This is a genomic window from Arenibacter sp. ARW7G5Y1 (assembly GCF_003201775.1).
GTDB lineage: Bacteria > Bacteroidota > Bacteroidia > Flavobacteriales > Flavobacteriaceae > Arenibacter.
Genome location: NZ_QJJZ01000009.1, coordinates 1 through 17,120 on the forward strand (window position 1 = coordinate 1; position 17,120 = coordinate 17,120).

Annotated in this window: 16 protein-coding genes, 1 pseudogene and 1 CRISPR repeat array; of the genes and pseudogenes, 4 read left to right on the plus strand and 13 right to left on the minus strand. The window is 33.4% G+C overall.

All coding sequences use genetic code 11. From position 1 onward, the window contains the following. Nucleotides 1-387: 387 nt before the first annotated feature. Together C7972_RS13475 and cas9 are read left to right on the plus strand one after the other, a co-directional pair. Nucleotides 388-741, plus strand: a pseudogene (locus tag C7972_RS13475) (helix-turn-helix domain-containing protein); the annotation flags it as partial. A gap of 591 nt (nt 742-1,332) precedes the next feature. Then, a complete protein-coding gene (gene cas9 / locus C7972_RS13480; RefSeq protein ID WP_110356707.1) occupies nt 1,333-4,713 on the plus strand; it encodes a type II CRISPR RNA-guided endonuclease Cas9 in 3,381 nt (1,126 codons plus the stop codon). 72 nt (nt 4,714-4,785) lie between these two features. After that, nucleotides 4,786-5,743: a CRISPR direct-repeat array (repeat unit 36 nt; unit sequence GTTGTGGTTTGATTAAAGATTAGAAGTCACGATATT). 186 nt (nt 5,744-5,929) lie between these two features. Here cas9 and cas2 read toward each other — a convergent pair. Both cas2 and cas1 read right to left on the minus strand, forming a co-directional pair. Continuing rightward, nucleotides 5,930-6,259 (minus strand): CRISPR-associated endonuclease Cas2, encoded by a 330-nt coding sequence (gene cas2, locus C7972_RS13485; protein ID WP_110356708.1) that lies wholly within the window; start codon nt 6,257-6,259, stop codon nt 5,930-5,932. Further along, nucleotides 6,250-7,134: a type II CRISPR-associated endonuclease Cas1 gene (cas1, locus tag C7972_RS13490; protein WP_110356709.1), complete on the minus strand. Its 885-nt coding sequence runs from the start codon at nt 7,132-7,134 to the stop codon at nt 6,250-6,252. The genes cas2 and cas1 overlap by 10 nt, the downstream gene beginning before the upstream one ends. 125 nt (nt 7,135-7,259) lie before the next feature. Here cas1 and C7972_RS13495 point away from each other — a divergent pair, with 125 nt between their 5' ends. Continuing rightward, nucleotides 7,260-8,072 (plus strand): endonuclease/exonuclease/phosphatase family protein, encoded by an 813-nt coding sequence (locus C7972_RS13495; RefSeq protein WP_110356710.1) that lies wholly within the window; start codon nt 7,260-7,262, stop codon nt 8,070-8,072. Nucleotides 8,073-8,152: 80 nt separating this feature from the next. Here C7972_RS13495 and C7972_RS24435 read toward each other — a convergent pair whose 3' ends face one another. The 11 genes from C7972_RS24435 to C7972_RS23860 all read right to left on the minus strand — a co-directional run bounded on the left by C7972_RS24435 (nt 8,153) and on the right by C7972_RS23860 (nt 15,305). After that, nucleotides 8,153-8,413: a DUF4236 domain-containing protein gene (locus tag C7972_RS24435; protein WP_110356711.1), complete on the minus strand. Its 261-nt coding sequence runs from the start codon at nt 8,411-8,413 to the stop codon at nt 8,153-8,155. A 3-nt stretch (nt 8,414-8,416) separates the two neighbouring features. After that, on the minus strand, nt 8,417-9,325 hold the full coding sequence (locus C7972_RS13505) for a hypothetical protein (RefSeq protein WP_146216322.1): 909 nt from the start codon (nt 9,323-9,325) through the stop codon (nt 8,417-8,419). A 4-nt stretch (nt 9,326-9,329) separates the two neighbouring features. Then, nucleotides 9,330-10,592 carry an ABC transporter permease gene (locus C7972_RS13510; protein ID WP_110356713.1) on the minus strand — a complete coding sequence of 421 codons (1,263 nt, stop codon included), beginning with the start codon at nt 10,590-10,592 and terminating at the stop codon, nt 9,330-9,332. A gap of 1 nt (nt 10,593) precedes the next feature. Then, nucleotides 10,594-10,989, minus strand: a complete 396-nt coding sequence (locus C7972_RS13515) for a hypothetical protein (RefSeq protein WP_110356714.1) — start codon at nt 10,987-10,989, stop codon at nt 10,594-10,596. A 12-nt stretch (nt 10,990-11,001) separates the two neighbouring features. After that, on the minus strand, nt 11,002-11,298 hold the full coding sequence (locus C7972_RS13520) for an excalibur calcium-binding domain-containing protein (protein ID WP_110356715.1): 297 nt from the start codon (nt 11,296-11,298) through the stop codon (nt 11,002-11,004). A 23-nt stretch (nt 11,299-11,321) separates the two neighbouring features. Beyond that, nucleotides 11,322-11,507 (minus strand): YegP family protein, encoded by a 186-nt coding sequence (locus C7972_RS13525; protein ID WP_110356716.1) that lies wholly within the window; start codon nt 11,505-11,507, stop codon nt 11,322-11,324. Between the two features lie 392 nt (nt 11,508-11,899). After that, the gene (locus C7972_RS13530; protein WP_110356717.1) at nt 11,900-12,142 is read right to left on the minus strand and encodes a DUF2188 domain-containing protein; all 243 of its coding nucleotides are present in this window, start codon (nt 12,140-12,142) and stop codon (nt 11,900-11,902) included. Between the two features lie 33 nt (nt 12,143-12,175). Continuing rightward, nucleotides 12,176-12,433 carry a hypothetical protein gene (locus tag C7972_RS24105; RefSeq protein ID WP_110356718.1) on the minus strand — a complete coding sequence of 86 codons (258 nt, stop codon included), beginning with the start codon at nt 12,431-12,433 and terminating at the stop codon, nt 12,176-12,178. After that, a complete protein-coding gene (locus C7972_RS13540) occupies nt 12,430-13,095 on the minus strand; it encodes a response regulator transcription factor (RefSeq protein WP_110356719.1) in 666 nt (221 codons plus the stop codon). The genes C7972_RS24105 and C7972_RS13540 overlap by 4 nt, the downstream gene beginning before the upstream one ends. A gap of 14 nt (nt 13,096-13,109) precedes the next feature. Continuing rightward, entirely contained in the window at nt 13,110-15,056 is a 1,947-nt protein-coding gene (locus tag C7972_RS13545; protein WP_110356720.1) for a tetratricopeptide repeat protein, read from the minus strand. Between the two features lie 81 nt (nt 15,057-15,137). Then, nucleotides 15,138-15,305 (minus strand): hypothetical protein, encoded by a 168-nt coding sequence (locus C7972_RS23860; RefSeq protein ID WP_181422901.1) that lies wholly within the window; start codon nt 15,303-15,305, stop codon nt 15,138-15,140. A gap of 385 nt (nt 15,306-15,690) precedes the next feature. On the opposite strand from C7972_RS23860, the gene C7972_RS13550 reads away from it, so the two are divergent. After that, nucleotides 15,691-16,449, plus strand: coding sequence for a hypothetical protein (locus C7972_RS13550; protein ID WP_110356721.1), 759 nt, complete (start codon nt 15,691-15,693; stop codon nt 16,447-16,449). Nucleotides 16,450-17,120: the final 671 nt, after the last annotated feature.

Consider the following 17,120-nt stretch of genomic DNA (forward strand, 5'->3'; position numbering starts at 1 on the left):
CCCCAGTTACCAAAAAGAACATTATAAGCAGCCAACTTTATTTCAACAGATGCCTCAGGTCGTTTTGGATCAACTTTCTGTTTATTTTTAGGCTTGCATGAAATTATTGCAATTACCACTAGGGTCAAAGTTGCTAGAACTGTTGATTTTGTCATGAATTCTCTTCTTTTTATTTTACCTGTTTCAATTGTTAATAATCAAGCTTGGATTCAATCTTTCAATGGAATAAAGCGTTGCAAATGTAAGTTGAAATTATCATGTTTGCCAGCACGAAGCAATATCGTAAGCTTTACCTAGTTGATATTTGTTTAGTTTTCCAGTTGTAAGTCCTTTTAAAATTTTCGATATAAAAGATTCAGAATACCGCCTAATTACTTTGTCATTTTTGAAGCCTTGGCCATGGAGTTGGGAATTAGCCAACAAAGCGTTTCTTTAATAGAGCAAAGTGAAACTATAGAGAAAGAAAAACTGGAAAAGGTGGCCAAAGCTTTGGGCGTTACCGCCGAGGCGATCAAGAATTTTTCTGATGAAGCGGTTTTTAATATTATTTCGAACACTTATAATAATTCTAGTAGTGATAGTTCTACCATTATGGCAAGTTCTCTGAATTATCAGCCGACATTCAATCCAATTGATAAAATCATGGAGTTGGTTAAAGAAAACAGAAAGCTTTATCAAGAATTACTAAAAGCAGAAAAAGATAAGGTGTCCTATCTGGAAAAGCTATTGAACAAAAAATAGATTTCTCTTTTTATAGAGAGCTTAGTATTTTAAGATCATACCCGATTTAATTCAAAAGGGAACCGGTTATGGTTTTCTTTTTTATTAAAGATCATAAGTTCTTTGCAACCAACGGGAGCAAAGCAAGATCGTCTTTGTTGCAACAAAGACACATCTTGAATTCTCTATTTGCCGTAAAAAATTGCCTAAAAATGGGGCTTTCGGAAGCTTTTGCCGTAAAAATCTAATATTAACCTAGACTTTTTTCAGTTAATTATTTGATAGTCAATATTATACATGCAGTAACACCGCTTCAGCGTGTTACCCTCTTGCTATTCTTAATATTAAAATTAAAAAACTAAATCTTTTTCGTGTTCTATAGGTTTTCTTAATGCGTAGTAAAATAAACATTTAGTATAAAACAAAAAAAGTCCCACCGAAGCAGGACTAAAGGTTTTCACCTACGGCATATAGCCTTATTGTGATAAGATTAAGGATTAGAAGTTTTAATCTTATGCTAAGATACTAAAAATTGTAAATATGGGTATTACGGAAAACTGTAAAATGTTAAAGTAAATTTTCTTATGTTTAGTAATAATAAAATGTAAAAAAATGGCAAGAATTTTAGGTTTGGATTTAGGGACAAATTCTATTGGATGGGCGATTGTTGATGATATGGATAATAAGATATTAGGTATGGGAAGTAGAATTTTTCCAATGGGAGTTGAGAATTTAGGAGAAGGTGAAGGAAGGGAAATTTCTAAAAACGCAGGAAGAACTGGTGCAAGAGGAGTTAGAAGACAATTTTTTAGAAGAAGATTACGAAAGAAAATATTATTAAAAGCACTTTCTGAAAATAAGATGTGTCCAATGATTGCTTCGGATTTTGAAGATTGGAAAAAAACTAAACAATTCCCAACTGAAAAATTAGCTAATTGGTTTGCCTTAAATCCTTATGAATTACGTCAAAAAGCTTTGAATAGAAAATTATCTTTTGAAGAAATTGGTAGAATTTTTTATCATTTAATTCAAAGACGTGGATTTTTGAGTAATAACAGAAAAGGTGAAACTGATGACGGAGCCATTTTTAAAGGAAACGAAAAAGAAGGTAAAATAGGAATTACCAAAACACAAGAAAGTATTCAAGATAAAACTTTAGGGTCTTATTTATTTGAAATTTATCCAAAAGAATATCAACCTTTTCAGAATAGTTTGGAGAGAATTCGTAATCGTTACACAACCCGTAAAATGTACATTGATGAATTTGAATTGATTTGGAATAAACAATCAGAATTTCATTCAAATTTGAATGAAGATTTGAAAACACTATTTGGGGGAAGAAAATTAGATGGCTATAGAGAAGATGGTATTTTATTTCATCAACGACCTTTACGTTCTCAGAAACATTTGGTTGGAAATTGTTCTTTTGAACCAACTAAGACAAAATGCCCAAAAAGTGCCATTCCATTTGAAAAATTTAGAGTATGGCAATGGGTAAATACGGTGGAGTACAACGGAAATAAAATTTCACTAGAAGAAAAAGAAAAAATTATAACATTCCTTTATACCAATGAAAAACCCAATTTTAAAAAAATAAGAAAAGTTATTGGGAAGGAAAGTGCAGAATATAAATTCAACTATAAAAACGATGATAAAATAGTGGGTACGCACACTATTTCAAACTTGTCAAACAAGAAGTATTTTGGTAATAAATGGTTTGATTTTTCAGAAAAGGAACAAGAGGATATTTGGCACACTTTGTATTTCTTTGATAGTAAATCCAACCTAAAAGAATACGCAGTTAAAAATTGGAATTTTACCGAAGCAAAAGCAGAGGCTATTTCAAAATTTAATGTAAAAGATGGCTATTCCAGCTTAAGCCGTAAAGCAATACATAACATTTTACCTTTTTTACAGTTGGGCTTTACCTATGATGTTGCGGTGGTTTTAGGTGGAATTAAAAATACTTTTGGCACGGATTGGGAACAATTATCAAATAAAAAAAGAAACTTTTTAATTAACAATGTTGAGGATATAGTCAGATTTAAAAGCATTGGCGGATTTATAGGAGTAATTAAGGATATTCTGCGAAAGGAGTATAATTTGTCCGATTCTCAATTGAGAAAATTATATCATCATTCGGCAGATATTACTATAAAGGAGTTATTGGAAAAATTGCCAGTTGGCAAAGATGCCGACAAAGAAATACAATCTATTAAAAACCCTATAGTTATTACAGCTTTATTTGAGTTGCGAAAATTGGTTAATGAATTAATTGATGAACACGGCAAAATTGATGTGATAAAAGTGGAAATGGCTCGGGATTTAAAAATTTCAAAGTCGCAGCGAAATAAAATTAGAAGTGAGCAAAAAAGATTGGAACGTGAGAACGATAGGGTAAAAGATAGATTGAATGAAGTAGGTATTCGAATAACACATGACAATCTTTTATTGTACAAACTTTGGGAAGAGTGTAAAAAAACCTGTCCATATACAGGTGAACCAATTTCTATAACCAAATTGTTTTCTGGTGAAGTTCAAATAGAACATATCCATCCTTGGAGCCGTTCATTAAATGATAGTTTTTCAAACAAAACTTTGTGTTATGCTGATGAGAATAGAAAAAAGGGAAACAAAACACCCTATGAATATTATGGAAATGACAATGCCAATTGGTCTGCAATAAAAGAACGTGCTTTAAAGTTGTTTTCTGACACCAAGGAATATCCAAATGCTTACCAAAAGTTTAAACGATTTGTACAACAAAAATTTGATGATGATTTTTCCACAAGACAATTAAACGATACCCGTTATATTAGTAAAGAAGCAAAAAACTATTTATCAAAAATCTGTAAAAATGTAATCGTCTCGCCTGGACAAGCCACTTCAAATTTGAGGCAAAAATGGGGCTTGAATTCTGTTTTAAATATTGAAAATACAAAAATAAGGGAAGATCATAGGCACCATGCAGTTGATGCATTGGTTATGGCTTGTACAAAAGTTTCGTTTGTGCAAGAACTTTCAAAATGGAATAGGTATAATAGAAATTCCGAATTGAAAAACTTCCCTATGCCTTGGGAAACTTTTAGGTATGATGCCGAAAAGGCAGTTGATAAAGTTTTGGTTTCCCATAAAAAGGTTTCAAATGATATTACCATTAGAATTCATATCACTGAAAAGAATGGTAAAAAATATGACAACACCGGTGTAGCAGCAAGAGGGCAACTGCATAAAGAAACTGTTTTTGGAAAGCGTAATTTTAACGGAGAAGAAGCTTTTCACGTGAGGAAACCGATTGATGGTTTAACAACTGTAAAACAAATTGAAAAAGTTGTTGATGAAACTACTCGCTTATTGATTTTAAAAAGGATTAATGAATTGGGGGGATTTATAAAAGATAAAGTTCCTGCAAATACTTTTTTTGTAGTGGATGAAAATGGGGTAAAACAGCCCCAAATTTTCTTACCTAATAAAAACGGTGAAGCTGTTCCAATTTTTAAGGTAAGAGTGAAAGAAAATATTGGTGGTGCGGAAAAGCTAAAAGAAAATGTAAATCAATGGGTAAATCCTAGAAACAACCACCATGTATTGATTTATAAAGATGAACAAGGAAACCTAAAAGAAGAAGTAGTGACTTTTTGGACGGTTGTAGAGCGAAAACGCACAGGGGATTCAGCCCATAAATTACCAATTGATGGAAAAGAAATAGTAACAACGTTACATATTAATGATATGTTTTTATTGGGTTTAAAAGAAGAGGAAATCAATTGGGAGAATCCAGATTATGAAGTTTTGAAGGAGCATTTGTATAGGATACAAAAGTTGTCTTCTAAATTTTATGAATTTAGGTTAAATACTGAAGCTTCAATTCAGAATAATTTTCAACCCTTTTATGTAAGAATCCATAGCTTTGGAGAAGGAAAAACAGGATGGCTAACATTTAATCCGATAAAAGTAAAAATTTCAGTTTCTGGGAAAATCCAAAAAGTATAATTTGTCCTCCCTCATTACAATCTTAGATTATAAAAAAAGTTCTTTGATATAAAGCTTAAAATCTATAAATGTGGTATACATGTAGCCTTCACTAAAAATCACGATATTGTACCATTGTAGAGAACGTGACAGGGAGGGGTTGTGGTTTGATTAAAGATTAGAAGTCACGATATTCAACAACTTATTAAGGTGTGCCTCTTCCCTGTTGTGGTTTGATTAAAGATTAGAAGTCACGATATTTTTATGCCTATACAGATAAGGACCTTGCTCGTTGTGGTTTGATTAAAGATTAGAAGTCACGATATTCGAGGATGAAGAGGAAGAAACGTTCTACAGGTTGTGGTTTGATTAAAGATTAGAAGTCACGATATTAGCAAATAAAGTATACAACATGCTTAACAGTTGTGGTTTGATTAAAGATTAGAAGTCACGATATTAAGAACCTCTATCGGTATCCATAACAGCGTGTTGTGGTTTGATTAAAGATTAGAAGTCACGATATTTGGGATGATGCCAGAGCCTTACATACCTTCGTTGTGGTTTGATTAAAGATTAGAAGTCACGATATTTAGTCCTAAATAAGACCCTTGCACGCATCCGTTGTGGTTTGATTAAAGATTAGAAGTCACGATATTCGTGCAATCAATTAAGACTTATGACAACACGTTGTGGTTTGATTAAAGATTAGAAGTCACGATATTCACAACTTTTGTTGCTAAAGACAACGCTGCGTTGTGGTTTGATTAAAGATTAGAAGTCACGATATTGATGATAGGTTTAAGGATGAGGAGGGCAATGTTGTGGTTTGATTAAAGATTAGAAGTCACGATATTTTTTGAAAAGGAAATGATGTTATCCATTCCGTTGTGGTTTGATTAAAGATTAGAAGTCACGATATTTAATTTCACCCAATCCCATACGTTGTTGACGTTGTGGTTTGATTAAAGATTAGAAGTCACGATATTCAAATCCTTCTCATATTGATTAACATCCTGTTGTGGTTTGATTAAAGATTAGAAGTCACGATATTAGTTGTCTTGTGGCCTTCTGGTAGTCAGCAAATTAAGAGGTAATATCGGGATAAAAAATGCTCCTTTTTAGCAGTGATAAGGCTAGATTGGGGCATTTTTTGGTTTAGAAAAAATGGCACTTAAAGAAAATTTGATATTATGCCATAAAAAGGGTACAAGAAGGCTATTTTAAAGGAGGCACTATTTTAAAATAATTCTAACTGCGTAGGTTGCGGCTCTGTAGGGACTTCAAGTTTTCCCCAGAAGTTTAGGGTATTTCCGAATTGTTTATCGGTAATGCGCAATATACTGACTTTGCCCAAAGGGGGCAGTAGGCCATGAACACGTTTTTCGTGTACGTCGGCACTTTCACTACTTGCACAATGTCTCATATACACCGAATATTGCATCATCGTAAAGCCATCCTTCAATAGATCCTTTCTAAAGCCGGATGCATTCTTGCGGTCTTTTGCAGTGTCGGTTGGTAAATCAAAGAATACAAATAACCACATAATTCTATAACCGTTTAATTCCATAGTTGGGGGAACTTGATCTTTTTCCGTTCTCCCGTATAGCATTGTTGTAGGGAGCTGGCAGTTTTTTGTAAGCCTACCATTAAGGGGCTTTTTTCACTTTTAAAATATACAGTGCGTGTTAGCAAATTAAGCATTTCGGATTTGATGGAAGTGTTTAGTTCTTGTATATCATAGGATTCTATTAGGGTGTACACCAGTTCATCTACCAATGGCCTGTATGGTTCCATAATATCATCTGCAAGGGCAAAGGCATTGTATTTATTTTTATGGTGTATTCCTAGGGTGTTCAACAAGCCGCTGCCAGATAATGCCCTAGCGGTGGCCGCCCTTAGGATAGCATAACCGTAGTTTAAAAAATTATTGGGGTAATTTCCGAATCGCTCCCTTTTAAATGGTTGTTCAAAAAAGGAACTCCAATAAGCACTGGCGGCAACCCCTTCCATATTGGAGGTATCACCGCTTAAAACCTTGCTCGATAAATAATCGAATTGATTTTTCTTTTGTGTCATCCTCTCGAGAAGTATACCCTGATTGTTTATTTTTTCCTTTACGGTTTGTTGCCATAACTTCTTTTTTAACGGTACACTGGCCTCCAATTGGTATTTGAACAATTGTTGTTGAATATGGTGTCCATCCAAATTAAGGAACATACCACTGGGCATATGGACCTTATTACAGATAATTATGGAGGTATTTTTTTCTATAAGATGATTGAGTGCAGGGATGCTAATAAAGGTTTCCGGGTGGTCTATTACCAAAAAGCCAATATCTTCCATTGGAATAGTAGCCGTTCGTTCTTCGGTTTCAATGAAAAGCTGTAGGTTTCGGCATATGATTTTAGCTTTCTTCTCTATTAAAATAGATCTTTTTATCATTTTTACGGTATTAGAAAACAAATAGGTTTTTTCTAAGATAGAATATTGAACCGCTCAAGTTTTACGGATTTTCGTAAGGACAACTGCCTCTTTTTTAACTATTTTAGTATCCTAATACATACTGGATGTTAAAAAATCTACTTTTTATATTCCTTGCCCTTCTTCACTTTAATTTTTATTCCCAGAAAGATAATATCAAACTGGTATCCTGGAACATACGGGATTTTGGACAAACAAAAAGCAGTGAGGAATTGGATGAAATTGCCGAAATTGTTCGGGATGTGGATATTATAGCCATACAGGAAGTAGTGGCCGGTTATGGGGGTGCTCAGGCCGTGGCAAAACTGACCGATATGTTGAACAGAAAGGGCAATAATTGGGATTATGTGATCAGTAACCCCACGAATAGCTCAAAGTATGTTACAGAACGTTATGCTTTTATCTGGAAAACCAAGCACATAAAGATCAAAAATAGGGGCGGGCTGGTTGCAGAATTGGATTCTCAAATAGATCGGGAACCCTTTTTATTGGATTTCTATTTGGGTAAAAGAAAGTTCAGTATACTCAATTTTCATTCAAGACCCTTTAATAAAGATCCAGAAAGTGAAATTAGGGCCTTGACCAAGTTTGTGACTAACACGGCCAACACAACTTTGATACTTGCAGGGGATTTTAATGTAGACGAAAAGGAAGCTGTATTTAGCGAGCTTAAAAGGAAAGGTTTTGCCGCTGCGGTTTCGAATCAAAAAACAACCTTAAAAAGAACATGTGATCAAAACGATTACCTCAATTATGCCATTGATAATATTTTTTATTCCAAGGAGGTCTATAAATTGGAAGGTAGGGTTATAGATTTTGTGAAGTTCTGTGAAAGTCTGGAAAAGGCAAGAAAAATATCCGACCATTTACCGATTTTCCTAAAGTTTAGTTTGAGATAAGGCTTTCTATATCTTCCTTCTTTAACAGGGTCTTGTTCTATTTTATAGCCTGAGGTGTTTGATTATTTATGGTCATTATTTTACACTCCATTTGGGAACATAAATTGTAAAAGCAAAAATACAACGGATAATAATAGCAATATATTTAATAAACACCCACTATTCTTAGTTTTGGAAAAAGTCTTACGGTAAGTTAAGCCAGGTATTCCGGTTCTTACCGAATATCCCTTTGAACTTAAACTTCCTCTTCCGGTTCTAAGACTGGGTGTTATTCCAGATTTGCTAATGTTAATTCCTAATCCTTTAATTAGGTTGACTCTTTTATTAAATCTGAATGCCATAGCTTATTCATTTAAAATAAAATCACGTATCACATTTTCTATATTTGAAGGTAAATCGGCTTGTTTTATTTCGAAATTGCTTACATTCATTTCAGTCAGCCATTTGGTCCAGTAAGTTCTTATAATATCTTCTTCATAAGGATTTTTGGCATCAGGATTTATACCCAATACTAGAACCTCAAGCTTATTCAGGTGTTTATTGGCCGTTACAAATCCGAAATCTTGTTGATCAAATTTGTCTTTCCAACCTGGTTTGTTAAATGTATAATGCTTTACATCTTGCGGAGTTAAATATGTTGTTCTATTTCCTTCCTTAATTTTGGTATCCTTATGGTAGATATAGCCATCCGTTAAAATTATTAGAATATTTCTGTAGCCATCAGTTATACAGTAATCGTTAACCTTATTCTTAAAAAAACGCCAAATATCAGAACCAACATAGTGGTTGTCTTTAATGGCAGCTTCGTAAATCAAAGTAGAGATACTGTCATATTTTTGACAAGTGGCTAAAATTCCTTTTTTTGTAACTGTGTTCTTATCAAAAGAAATTTTAAGTACCTCCAATTTTTTGTTTAGAGTTTTATCTGAAGGTTCTGGGTCAATAAATACTTGAATTTTGTCGTCTATTTTTATTAATTTTTTATTCATGATATGAGACTCAAAATTCTCTGCAATAGTTTTTAAATAGCCGATATCTCTTTGATAAAATTCCATTGCTGGAGCAGGATATTTTTCTGGGTTTATCCTGTCTGACAAATCCAAAAGTATACTAATGTTTAGATCATCTTTTGCTAAAACCTTTGGGAATTCATGTTTATGAATAAGCTCATCATACTTAGGGCTATCTTTACAAGAGACAACAGTAAAAGATAATAGCATTAATATTATTGAGGACTGGATATAATTTTTCATTTTATTAGTTTACTAGTTTGTATAAACGTCCTTCATAGTTTTCATCGGCAATATCATGTTCTTGCAAATGCTTTTTTTCTTCAGTAGTACAAAGAGATAATAATTCGTCTTTTCTTTTTAAATCGTCGAAATTATCAGCTATTCCAAGAAACCACCCTTTAACATATTCAGCATGATAAGTGAGATAGTGCTTATTGGAAAATACAAAGCCATCTATAGTTCGTTGTAAATCGTTTATTTTACCTTCAAATCCTGAAATTTCTTCTTTTATAGGGTTTAATTTTTCTATTTGAGATATGATTTCCTGTTCACAGTTTTTGATGTCTTCTCTTTTGGATCTTATAAATGTCTTGATTTTATCAAAGTTGTCATATTCTTTCATAATAAAATCGAAAACCAACCCCCAAATAATATAGACTACAAAACCTGCGAAAATAATACCCCAAAATTCAGCTTTTGTGAAAGCTATTTGAGCGTTAAAGTCAGGGGAATTAAGTGTCTTCTCTATATCATAAATTTTCTTTTCAATTTGATATGCTAGAATTGAGTCAAAAATAAAAGTAACTATAAACAAGGTCGCTATCTTAACATAGGAAAGCCAGTTTTTATGTTTTTGAAACATATGGATTAAATATCCCAATCCCATAAAGGCGAAAGGAATAGTCGCAACAAACACTCCTTCCAACCAACCATCTTCTATTGCTTTTGTTAAGGCATTGGCATCAAAAATTGCATTGGTAAGTTGGTCAGTATCAAATGTTTTAAAAAAGGCAGAATAGGAGGCAGAAATATAGAAAACTAGTAAATAAAAAGTGATAGGAATCAGGACAGCCAAACCAAGATAAAATTGTGCTTTTGGCTTCTTGTCAACATCCTCTACAAATTTTTCAGGATTATGCTTTACTTCCGATATTTCACTTTTAAAAATTGAAATCTTACTTTCCAAAGCAGCAATACATTCCTCGATAATACTTTTTACTGTTTTTCTTTTCTTTAATTCAATTTCATACTTACTTCTTTCTTGTACATAAGGTTCCTTTAATTCTTTCTGGAGCTTTTCATCTTCACGACATTTACCCTTATAATCCATATAAACATTTTGCAAACAAGCCTTGAATATTGTATGATTACCTGATGCTTGTTTTGATGAACCATAGCCACTTTCAAAAAATGAAAGTTTTATTTTTTTAACATCTTCCTCTTTAGGTTTTTCAATTTCCTGAGGAATACTTTTTTTTATGGAGAATATATTTTTTAAAGTACTCATATCATTCTTGCATTTTGGTAATTAATTCTTTTAAGGAGGTTTTTTCTTTTGCATTTTCCAAAAGAAACTCACATATACCATCAATGTTTTCTTCTAAAAACTCAAATTTCATACAATACTTTTTTAAGGTATTTGTTTCATCTTCCGTGACTATACCATCTGCCCAGATCATTAGAGCTAAATCATATAGATATTCAATCTTCTCATCTAAGGATTCGGGAACTAAAGACTCCTGTGAAGGGTTTAATAAAATTTCATTCAATTGATCTTTACTAAGCCCTCTTTCTTCTGCAAAATTGTAAAGCATCTTTAATTCAAGAACATTGAAATTATCATCTGCAAAAGCCATTAGATATAATCTTAAAAAGTGACTTTTTAATTCGGTTGATATATTCATTTTAACTTCTATTTAATTTTCACAAGCGATATTATCATTGTCTCTATCTAAATTGGAATAACAATCTTTATCAGTTTCAAATGTTGATTGGGCCTCTGCTTGCGTAGCGAAGTCTGAATATTTTTTGGACTCGCAAGTAGATTCTGAGTTACAGGAGAGACCTGTCAATGCAGCCAGTATGATGAGAAAAATACCTAAACAACCTTTTTTGTTATTTCTTTTAAAAATTTTATTTGATCGACCTTTGCTTACAAAATGTCCTTGAACATAGGTTCCATCTTTCTTAAAATATCCTTTTCGATAACTCATTTTAATACGAACTAAAAATTACTTTATGATAAGTCTATCACTTCTGCATTAGAAGCATCTCTTTTTACAGCGTCAATACCATCTTTGCAATTCTGTTTTGCATTATACATCTCGCTCGTCGCTATAACCTCTCCGTTACCTTTTGACCTTAGATTGAAGTAAAATTTACCGTTTGAACTTTTTTTGATTTCAAATTTTGGATTAGCCATGATTATTTTATTTATTAATTATTCAAACCTAAACTCTTTGGAAGAGAATACCTTACAGATTTCCGTAATAAAAAAAAGAACTGATGTTAATAGTTCTTTTTGATTGACGGTATTAAGGGTATTTTCTAATCCTCTGAACCATATAAGGTTCTACCCATTTCTTTTTATAACTTCATAGGGTTTTGTAAAACAATTAGAGAGTCCTCTAAGTGCTTTTTTGAAATGTTACTTTCCTATACATATATAGACTTAGGTGTCAATGAAGCTAAGATAAAAAGGAGTTAAGAATGTTACTATGATAAATAGTTTAGACATTCTTTAATTATACGGAGTTTTAGTGTGATTTATTTTTTAATCATACGTCACTTTCTAAACGGCGCAAACATGTTGTTCTAATGTTTTGTGTCTTTTGATGACTTAGGATCATTCCCAGGTTTAACCGTGTCAGAGTCTCTTATTTTACCATCTAAGCCATGTATTCTAACCTCTCCACCGCCAGAATTAGAAGATAATTCTTTTGCCCTTTTTTCGGCTTCTTTTTGTGTGTTGGCATATTCACTAACTTTTTCTCCTCCCTCTTTTTGAATTCTCCATTTATCTTTATTGTTGTCTTTTGAAACATGATAATTTGCCATAGTATTTAGTTTTGGTTATTATTTATTGTAGATTCAATTTTTACAGCCATTTTTATCACATGTAATCCTTTCTGAAGTATTTATCCAATGATTTGGATTTTCTGTTGTGTTGAACCCGCAACCTGTTTTCCCTCCTTTTGTTCCTGAATGAACTTCATTTGTTGGTGTATGCTTAACTGCCATAATATTTAATTTTAAATTAATAATATACAAACCTAAACCCATTAAAAAAGAATCCCTTACGGATATCTGTAAGGGATTGGTAATTTTTGAAAATAAATATGTATTCAAATCAGTCCATCACGGGTGAGTAGGGCAATTAGTTGGGTTGTATTTTTTGCTCCAAAATCATCAAATAATTTGCTCACTCTTTTATCAATGGTACTTTCGCTATTAGGGGTAATATTATGTTGTTTGAATTTTTCCGCGATTTCCTTTTTGCTTAGACCATTGGCCAGCTCTGTTAAAATAAGGATGTCAAATTCATCTAATTCGAATACATTGTTGCCGGATACCATGTTTATTTGAGGGGAAACATAGGTTTGGCCCTGATTCACCATGTGGATTGCTTCCACAAGTTCGGTTAAACTATGGCGTCCCTTACAGACATAACCATTAATTTTTTGTTCTTGAAAAAGGGATTTTATTTTGGCAGGATTGTCTTCCATAGAATTAACAATCACCTTTATATTGGGCTGAATTGCTTTTATGGAATTAATAAGATTTATACCCGAGGTAAGTTTACGGTCTACATAACTCTCCTTAAAGGACAGGTCCGTAATTAAAAGTTGAAAAGGAACTTTATTTGTAAGTGCTAGTTTAAGTCTGTTATACGCCTTATCACAATAGAGTTCTTCTTGTATTTCAGGGATATTCAGTTTGTGTGATAAGGTAGTTGCAATACCCGTATTGGTATCTTGAAAATCTTCGGCGATCAAAATTTTTTTGAACATAGTGTAGAACGTTTTTAATTTGGAGTTTTAATCTGGGCCTTAAATCCTTTGCCTTTTTCAGTTTCAAATATAATTGTTCCCCCAATTGCCCGAATACGCTTTTCTGTATTACGAAGTCCATTTTTATTCCCCAATTGTACTTTGGTAGCTCCTACACCATTATCGGAATATTGGATTTGTAAGAGATCCGACGTTTTTTTGAAAGTTATGTTTACTGCACTTGCCATACTGTACTTGGTCATGTTTATCATTAATTCCCTAAGCACTTTGTACAATGTTATTTTGGTCAATCCATTTACTGTTGACCAATCTATTTCCTTACTTCCCCTAAGGATTAATTTGACGGTCTTAGGAGTATGCGAACGCAGCATTTGCAAAAGTTCCTCCCTAAAGTTGGCGTCTAACTCTATCTCATTGATTTCCCTTGAAAAGTCCCTACTTTGATTATAAAGTCCTTCCAAAGTATCTAGTATGGTTGGTTTATCTGTATTATTTTGAACCATGATCATAGCGTGATTTAGTTTTCCTCCAAAGTCATCATGTAGTTTTCTGGATAATTCAGCCTCGGTTTCATATGTTGCTTCAAGTTTTGCAAACTTGTTTTGTTCCAATAAACGTTTGTTACGTTGTTTATAGAAGATGAACATAAAACCAATGATCATTAAAAGTAATGCCAAACCAAATAGAGCCAAGGTTTTCTGGTTGCGCTGTCTTGCTACATCCAGTTGTTCTTCCGCCTTTTCTTTTTGTAAAAGCAGTATGGATTCCAGCTTTAACCTATCATCGTATTTGTATTTGGCAAATTGGGTTTTCACCTTTAATTCTTGGGTGTAAAGACTATCTTGTAAAAAAATGTAGCGATCTCTAAATTCAATGTTTTTAGGAGTTAATTGTATAAGAAACGTTAAGGCATCTTTTTCTGCCTTGGGAATTTTAAGGGTTTTGGATAATTGTATTGCCAAATCAAAATAGGAAATCGCTTTTTTAATGTCGGTTTTTGAATAAAACGCACCTAAATGGGTAAAGCTGGCAATTTGTCCTCGCTTGTCATCATTCTTTACCCTAATTTCCAAGGCCTCCTTAAAAATTGCTTCCGCATTTGTAGTAGTATTGTTTAACCATTCTGCATAAGCCAAGTTGTCCATTGACCGGGCGTATTCTTTTGGACTTTTTAGCAGTAGTGTATCATGAACTATATCTTTAAGAATGCCAATAGCCTTTTCAAATTGGTTAAAGTCCGAGTGAGTAGCCGCTAAGTTGTTCTTATAGACCAACCTGTCCTCTTTAGAATCCGTAGTTTCAATTGCCTTATAATAATAGCCAATGGCATCATCGTAATTCATTAACTTTCTGTGATTGGTGGCCAAGGCATTATAGCAAGATGATAAGAATTGGATATCCTCTTCTGAGTTTAGAAACTGTATGGCCTCGGTTAAAGTTTCCTTACTTCCATAATGGTCATTCTGATTTTGTTGAATGAGACCCATGCTTAAAAGGTTATTTCCTACCCAACTACTATCCTGAATGTATTGAAAGTGACTTTTTGAAAGGTTATAATTGATAAATGCACTATCAGGATTATGGGTAATCTCATCAAAATAATATGCCCTTAAATAATGGTATCTTCCTAAAATGTATTTGTTTTCCACCTGATCGGCAAGCCTTTTTAGAAGATTACCAAAGATATTTAAACTATCGTATTGTTGCTGAGTATAATGAAGAAGGGTTTTCTGATAAAGTATTCTTAAAAATAAACTATCACTACCCATCATTTTTGCATAATGCAAAGACATGTTTACATCTGATTGCCTTTGGACTAGTGAACGATTCTTGTTTTTGGAAGCCTTGTAATAAAATATAATACTGTCCTGTATTCCTTCATTTTTTAAGGAATCTGTCCGATGACTATGTCGGCAGGAGCAAAGCAGACTAATAAAAAACAAAATTAATATTTTTCTCAAAATGCCATTTTCTCTTTAAATGTATTCAAAAAAATGAACCATACCTTAAGGTATGGTTCAAATCAGTAAAGATTATTTATTCTAATCTTCATCATCAGGTGGTGGAGGGGGGGGTTTAACTTGGCCATCATCCCCCTCGGTAGCTTGGTTTTCATATAATGAATCGTTCCCTGAGACAGAATCGTCGGTACAGGAAAATAAAAACATATTAAAAGCGAGTACCATTACGGCAATTATTACTTTTTTCATAATTTGTGATTTTGAGATTAAACAAAGGGGTTGCTGTCCGTGCTTTCGTTCGAAAGGTTTTTGGGTACAACAACCCGTTGAAAATGTTAGGATCGCTCCTTTGTTTTTGAGAAGTAGAAAATGTAATGCAGTAGTTTTAACTACTTCTCAACCGGCCAATCACCAACTGCATTACATATTTCCGTAAGAATGATTTTTGTACATTGGCTATGTTAGCTTTACACAGCGGTAAATCAATCTTGGGGCAAAGTAAATTGAAGATCAAAAAGGAATTGCAGACAAAGAATAGACTTGTGTCGGACATTTTTTGGACACTAATGATAGTAGGGGGTTTCAAGAGGTTGTGTCTATATGTTGTCTGGGAATAATTTGTATTTTTAGAGTAATGAACGAGCGTTTTATAAAAGAAATAGTTTGTGAGGCCTTTGAAAAAGCTAAGGGGAGTTGTGCCATACACTCAAAATATGCATTGTCAAAACATATTGGCGAGGCAGTCCATTTAAGCTCAAAAACCCTTGAAAGGGCATATGACAAATATGTTCAGGAGAAAAAGAAGGCTAAAGCTATAAGCGAGACTAGTTTAAATCTATTATGTGAATATCTTGGTTATACTAACTATGAGGGTTACATGACCGAAAAATCCAATGATGAAGAAAAAAGGAAGGAAATACGATCTATAAAAGTTAGGAAAGATGAGGAGAAAAAAGAAAATGGAGGAAGTGGGAAACCTAAATTTCCAATAACGATTGGTGTTGGTGTTGTATTTGGAGTTGTTTTGTTGGGTATATTATACTTAGGAGGCAGAAAGGAAATTCGCTGTATGACATGGGCAAAAAACCATTTTGAAGAAATATCCTGTGGTACAAAACCTTATTCTAAATATGGAACCGATGTTGTACCTTATGAAGAAGTAAAAATTAAAAATTTTAAGAAAATTGAGGTAAACATGGCAACTGAATTTTTTTCTCGAGTGACTCATAAGCCATTAATTTGGTATGTTAAAAATAAAGATGGAGAAATTGAATATTTTACCAGTCCTGGTCTTCATCCTCTGACCGGCAAAACCTTAGATGAAATTACTCCCTATATCATCCAAAAATATGTGCCACTTCATTCTAATAATAAGGATTCGTTTGTTGACTAAAGAAATGGTATGGGAATTGATTATTCAAAAAACAGTGAAGAACAATTAACAGATCGGAGATTAGTTTTGAGTTAATTAACTCGTATCTTTATAACACTAAAGAATAGCAAATAACATCTTTATAGTTCTTATTTGGTTTTGAGTGTACAAATAGGTGTGCAAAACGAAAAATAATATTGTAAAAAATTGTAAAACAGTGTTTTGGGTATAGGTAGTTAGGTCTGCCACCCCGACCAAGAAAATCCGATCACGAAAGTGATCGGATTTTTTGTTTTCCAATGCGTAGCGCCACTAGGTGCTAAAGTGTTGGAAAACAAAAAAAGACGCACAGGCACGAGCCTGTGCCGGATTGTCTTGAGCAACGATCCATAAGCAGGATCACCGAACGCAGTGAGGTAATCCTCAACGTACAACCAGAACCAATGCGTAGCGCCGTCAGGAGCTAAAGCGTTGGAAAACAAAAAAGACGCACAGGCGGGAGCCTGTGCCGGATTGTCTTGAGCAACGATTCATAAGCAGGATCAGCGAACGCAGTGAGGTAATCCTCTACATACAGTCAGGACCAATGCGTAGCGCCGCCAGGAGCTAAAGGGATCATGGATCGCTAAGGTTCAAGGAAAGGGATCTTCAAACTGTTTGGGTTATTTTTTATCAGATAAGGGCATAAAATA

Coding starts and splice junctions, on each gene's coding strand:
- C7972_RS13540 (WP_110356719.1), bottom strand. CDS start 13,095: ATGTTCAAAAAAATTTTGATCGCCGAAGATTTTCAAGATACCAATACG.
- C7972_RS13495 (WP_110356710.1), top strand. CDS start 7,260: ATGTTAAAAAATCTACTTTTTATATTCCTTGCCCTTCTTCACTTTAAT.
- C7972_RS13530 (WP_110356717.1), bottom strand. CDS start 12,142: ATGGCAAATTATCATGTTTCAAAAGACAACAATAAAGATAAATGGAGA.
- C7972_RS13520 (WP_110356715.1), bottom strand. CDS start 11,298: ATGAGTTATCGAAAAGGATATTTTAAGAAAGATGGAACCTATGTTCAA.
- C7972_RS23860 (WP_181422901.1), bottom strand. CDS start 15,305: ATGAAAAAAGTAATAATTGCCGTAATGGTACTCGCTTTTAATATGTTT.
- C7972_RS24435 (WP_110356711.1), bottom strand. CDS start 8,413: ATGGCATTCAGATTTAATAAAAGAGTCAACCTAATTAAAGGATTAGGA.
- C7972_RS13550 (WP_110356721.1), top strand. CDS start 15,691: ATGAACGAGCGTTTTATAAAAGAAATAGTTTGTGAGGCCTTTGAAAAA.
- C7972_RS13525 (WP_110356716.1), bottom strand. CDS start 11,507: ATGGCTAATCCAAAATTTGAAATCAAAAAAAGTTCAAACGGTAAATTT.
- C7972_RS13510 (WP_110356713.1), bottom strand. CDS start 10,592: ATGAGTACTTTAAAAAATATATTCTCCATAAAAAAAAGTATTCCTCAG.
- cas2 (WP_110356708.1), bottom strand. CDS start 6,259: ATGGAATTAAACGGTTATAGAATTATGTGGTTATTTGTATTCTTTGAT.
- cas9 (WP_110356707.1), top strand. CDS start 1,333: ATGGCAAGAATTTTAGGTTTGGATTTAGGGACAAATTCTATTGGATGG.
- C7972_RS13515 (WP_110356714.1), bottom strand. CDS start 10,989: ATGAATATATCAACCGAATTAAAAAGTCACTTTTTAAGATTATATCTA.
- C7972_RS13505 (WP_146216322.1), bottom strand. CDS start 9,325: ATGAAAAATTATATCCAGTCCTCAATAATATTAATGCTATTATCTTTT.
- cas1 (WP_110356709.1), bottom strand. CDS start 7,134: ATGATAAAAAGATCTATTTTAATAGAGAAGAAAGCTAAAATCATATGC.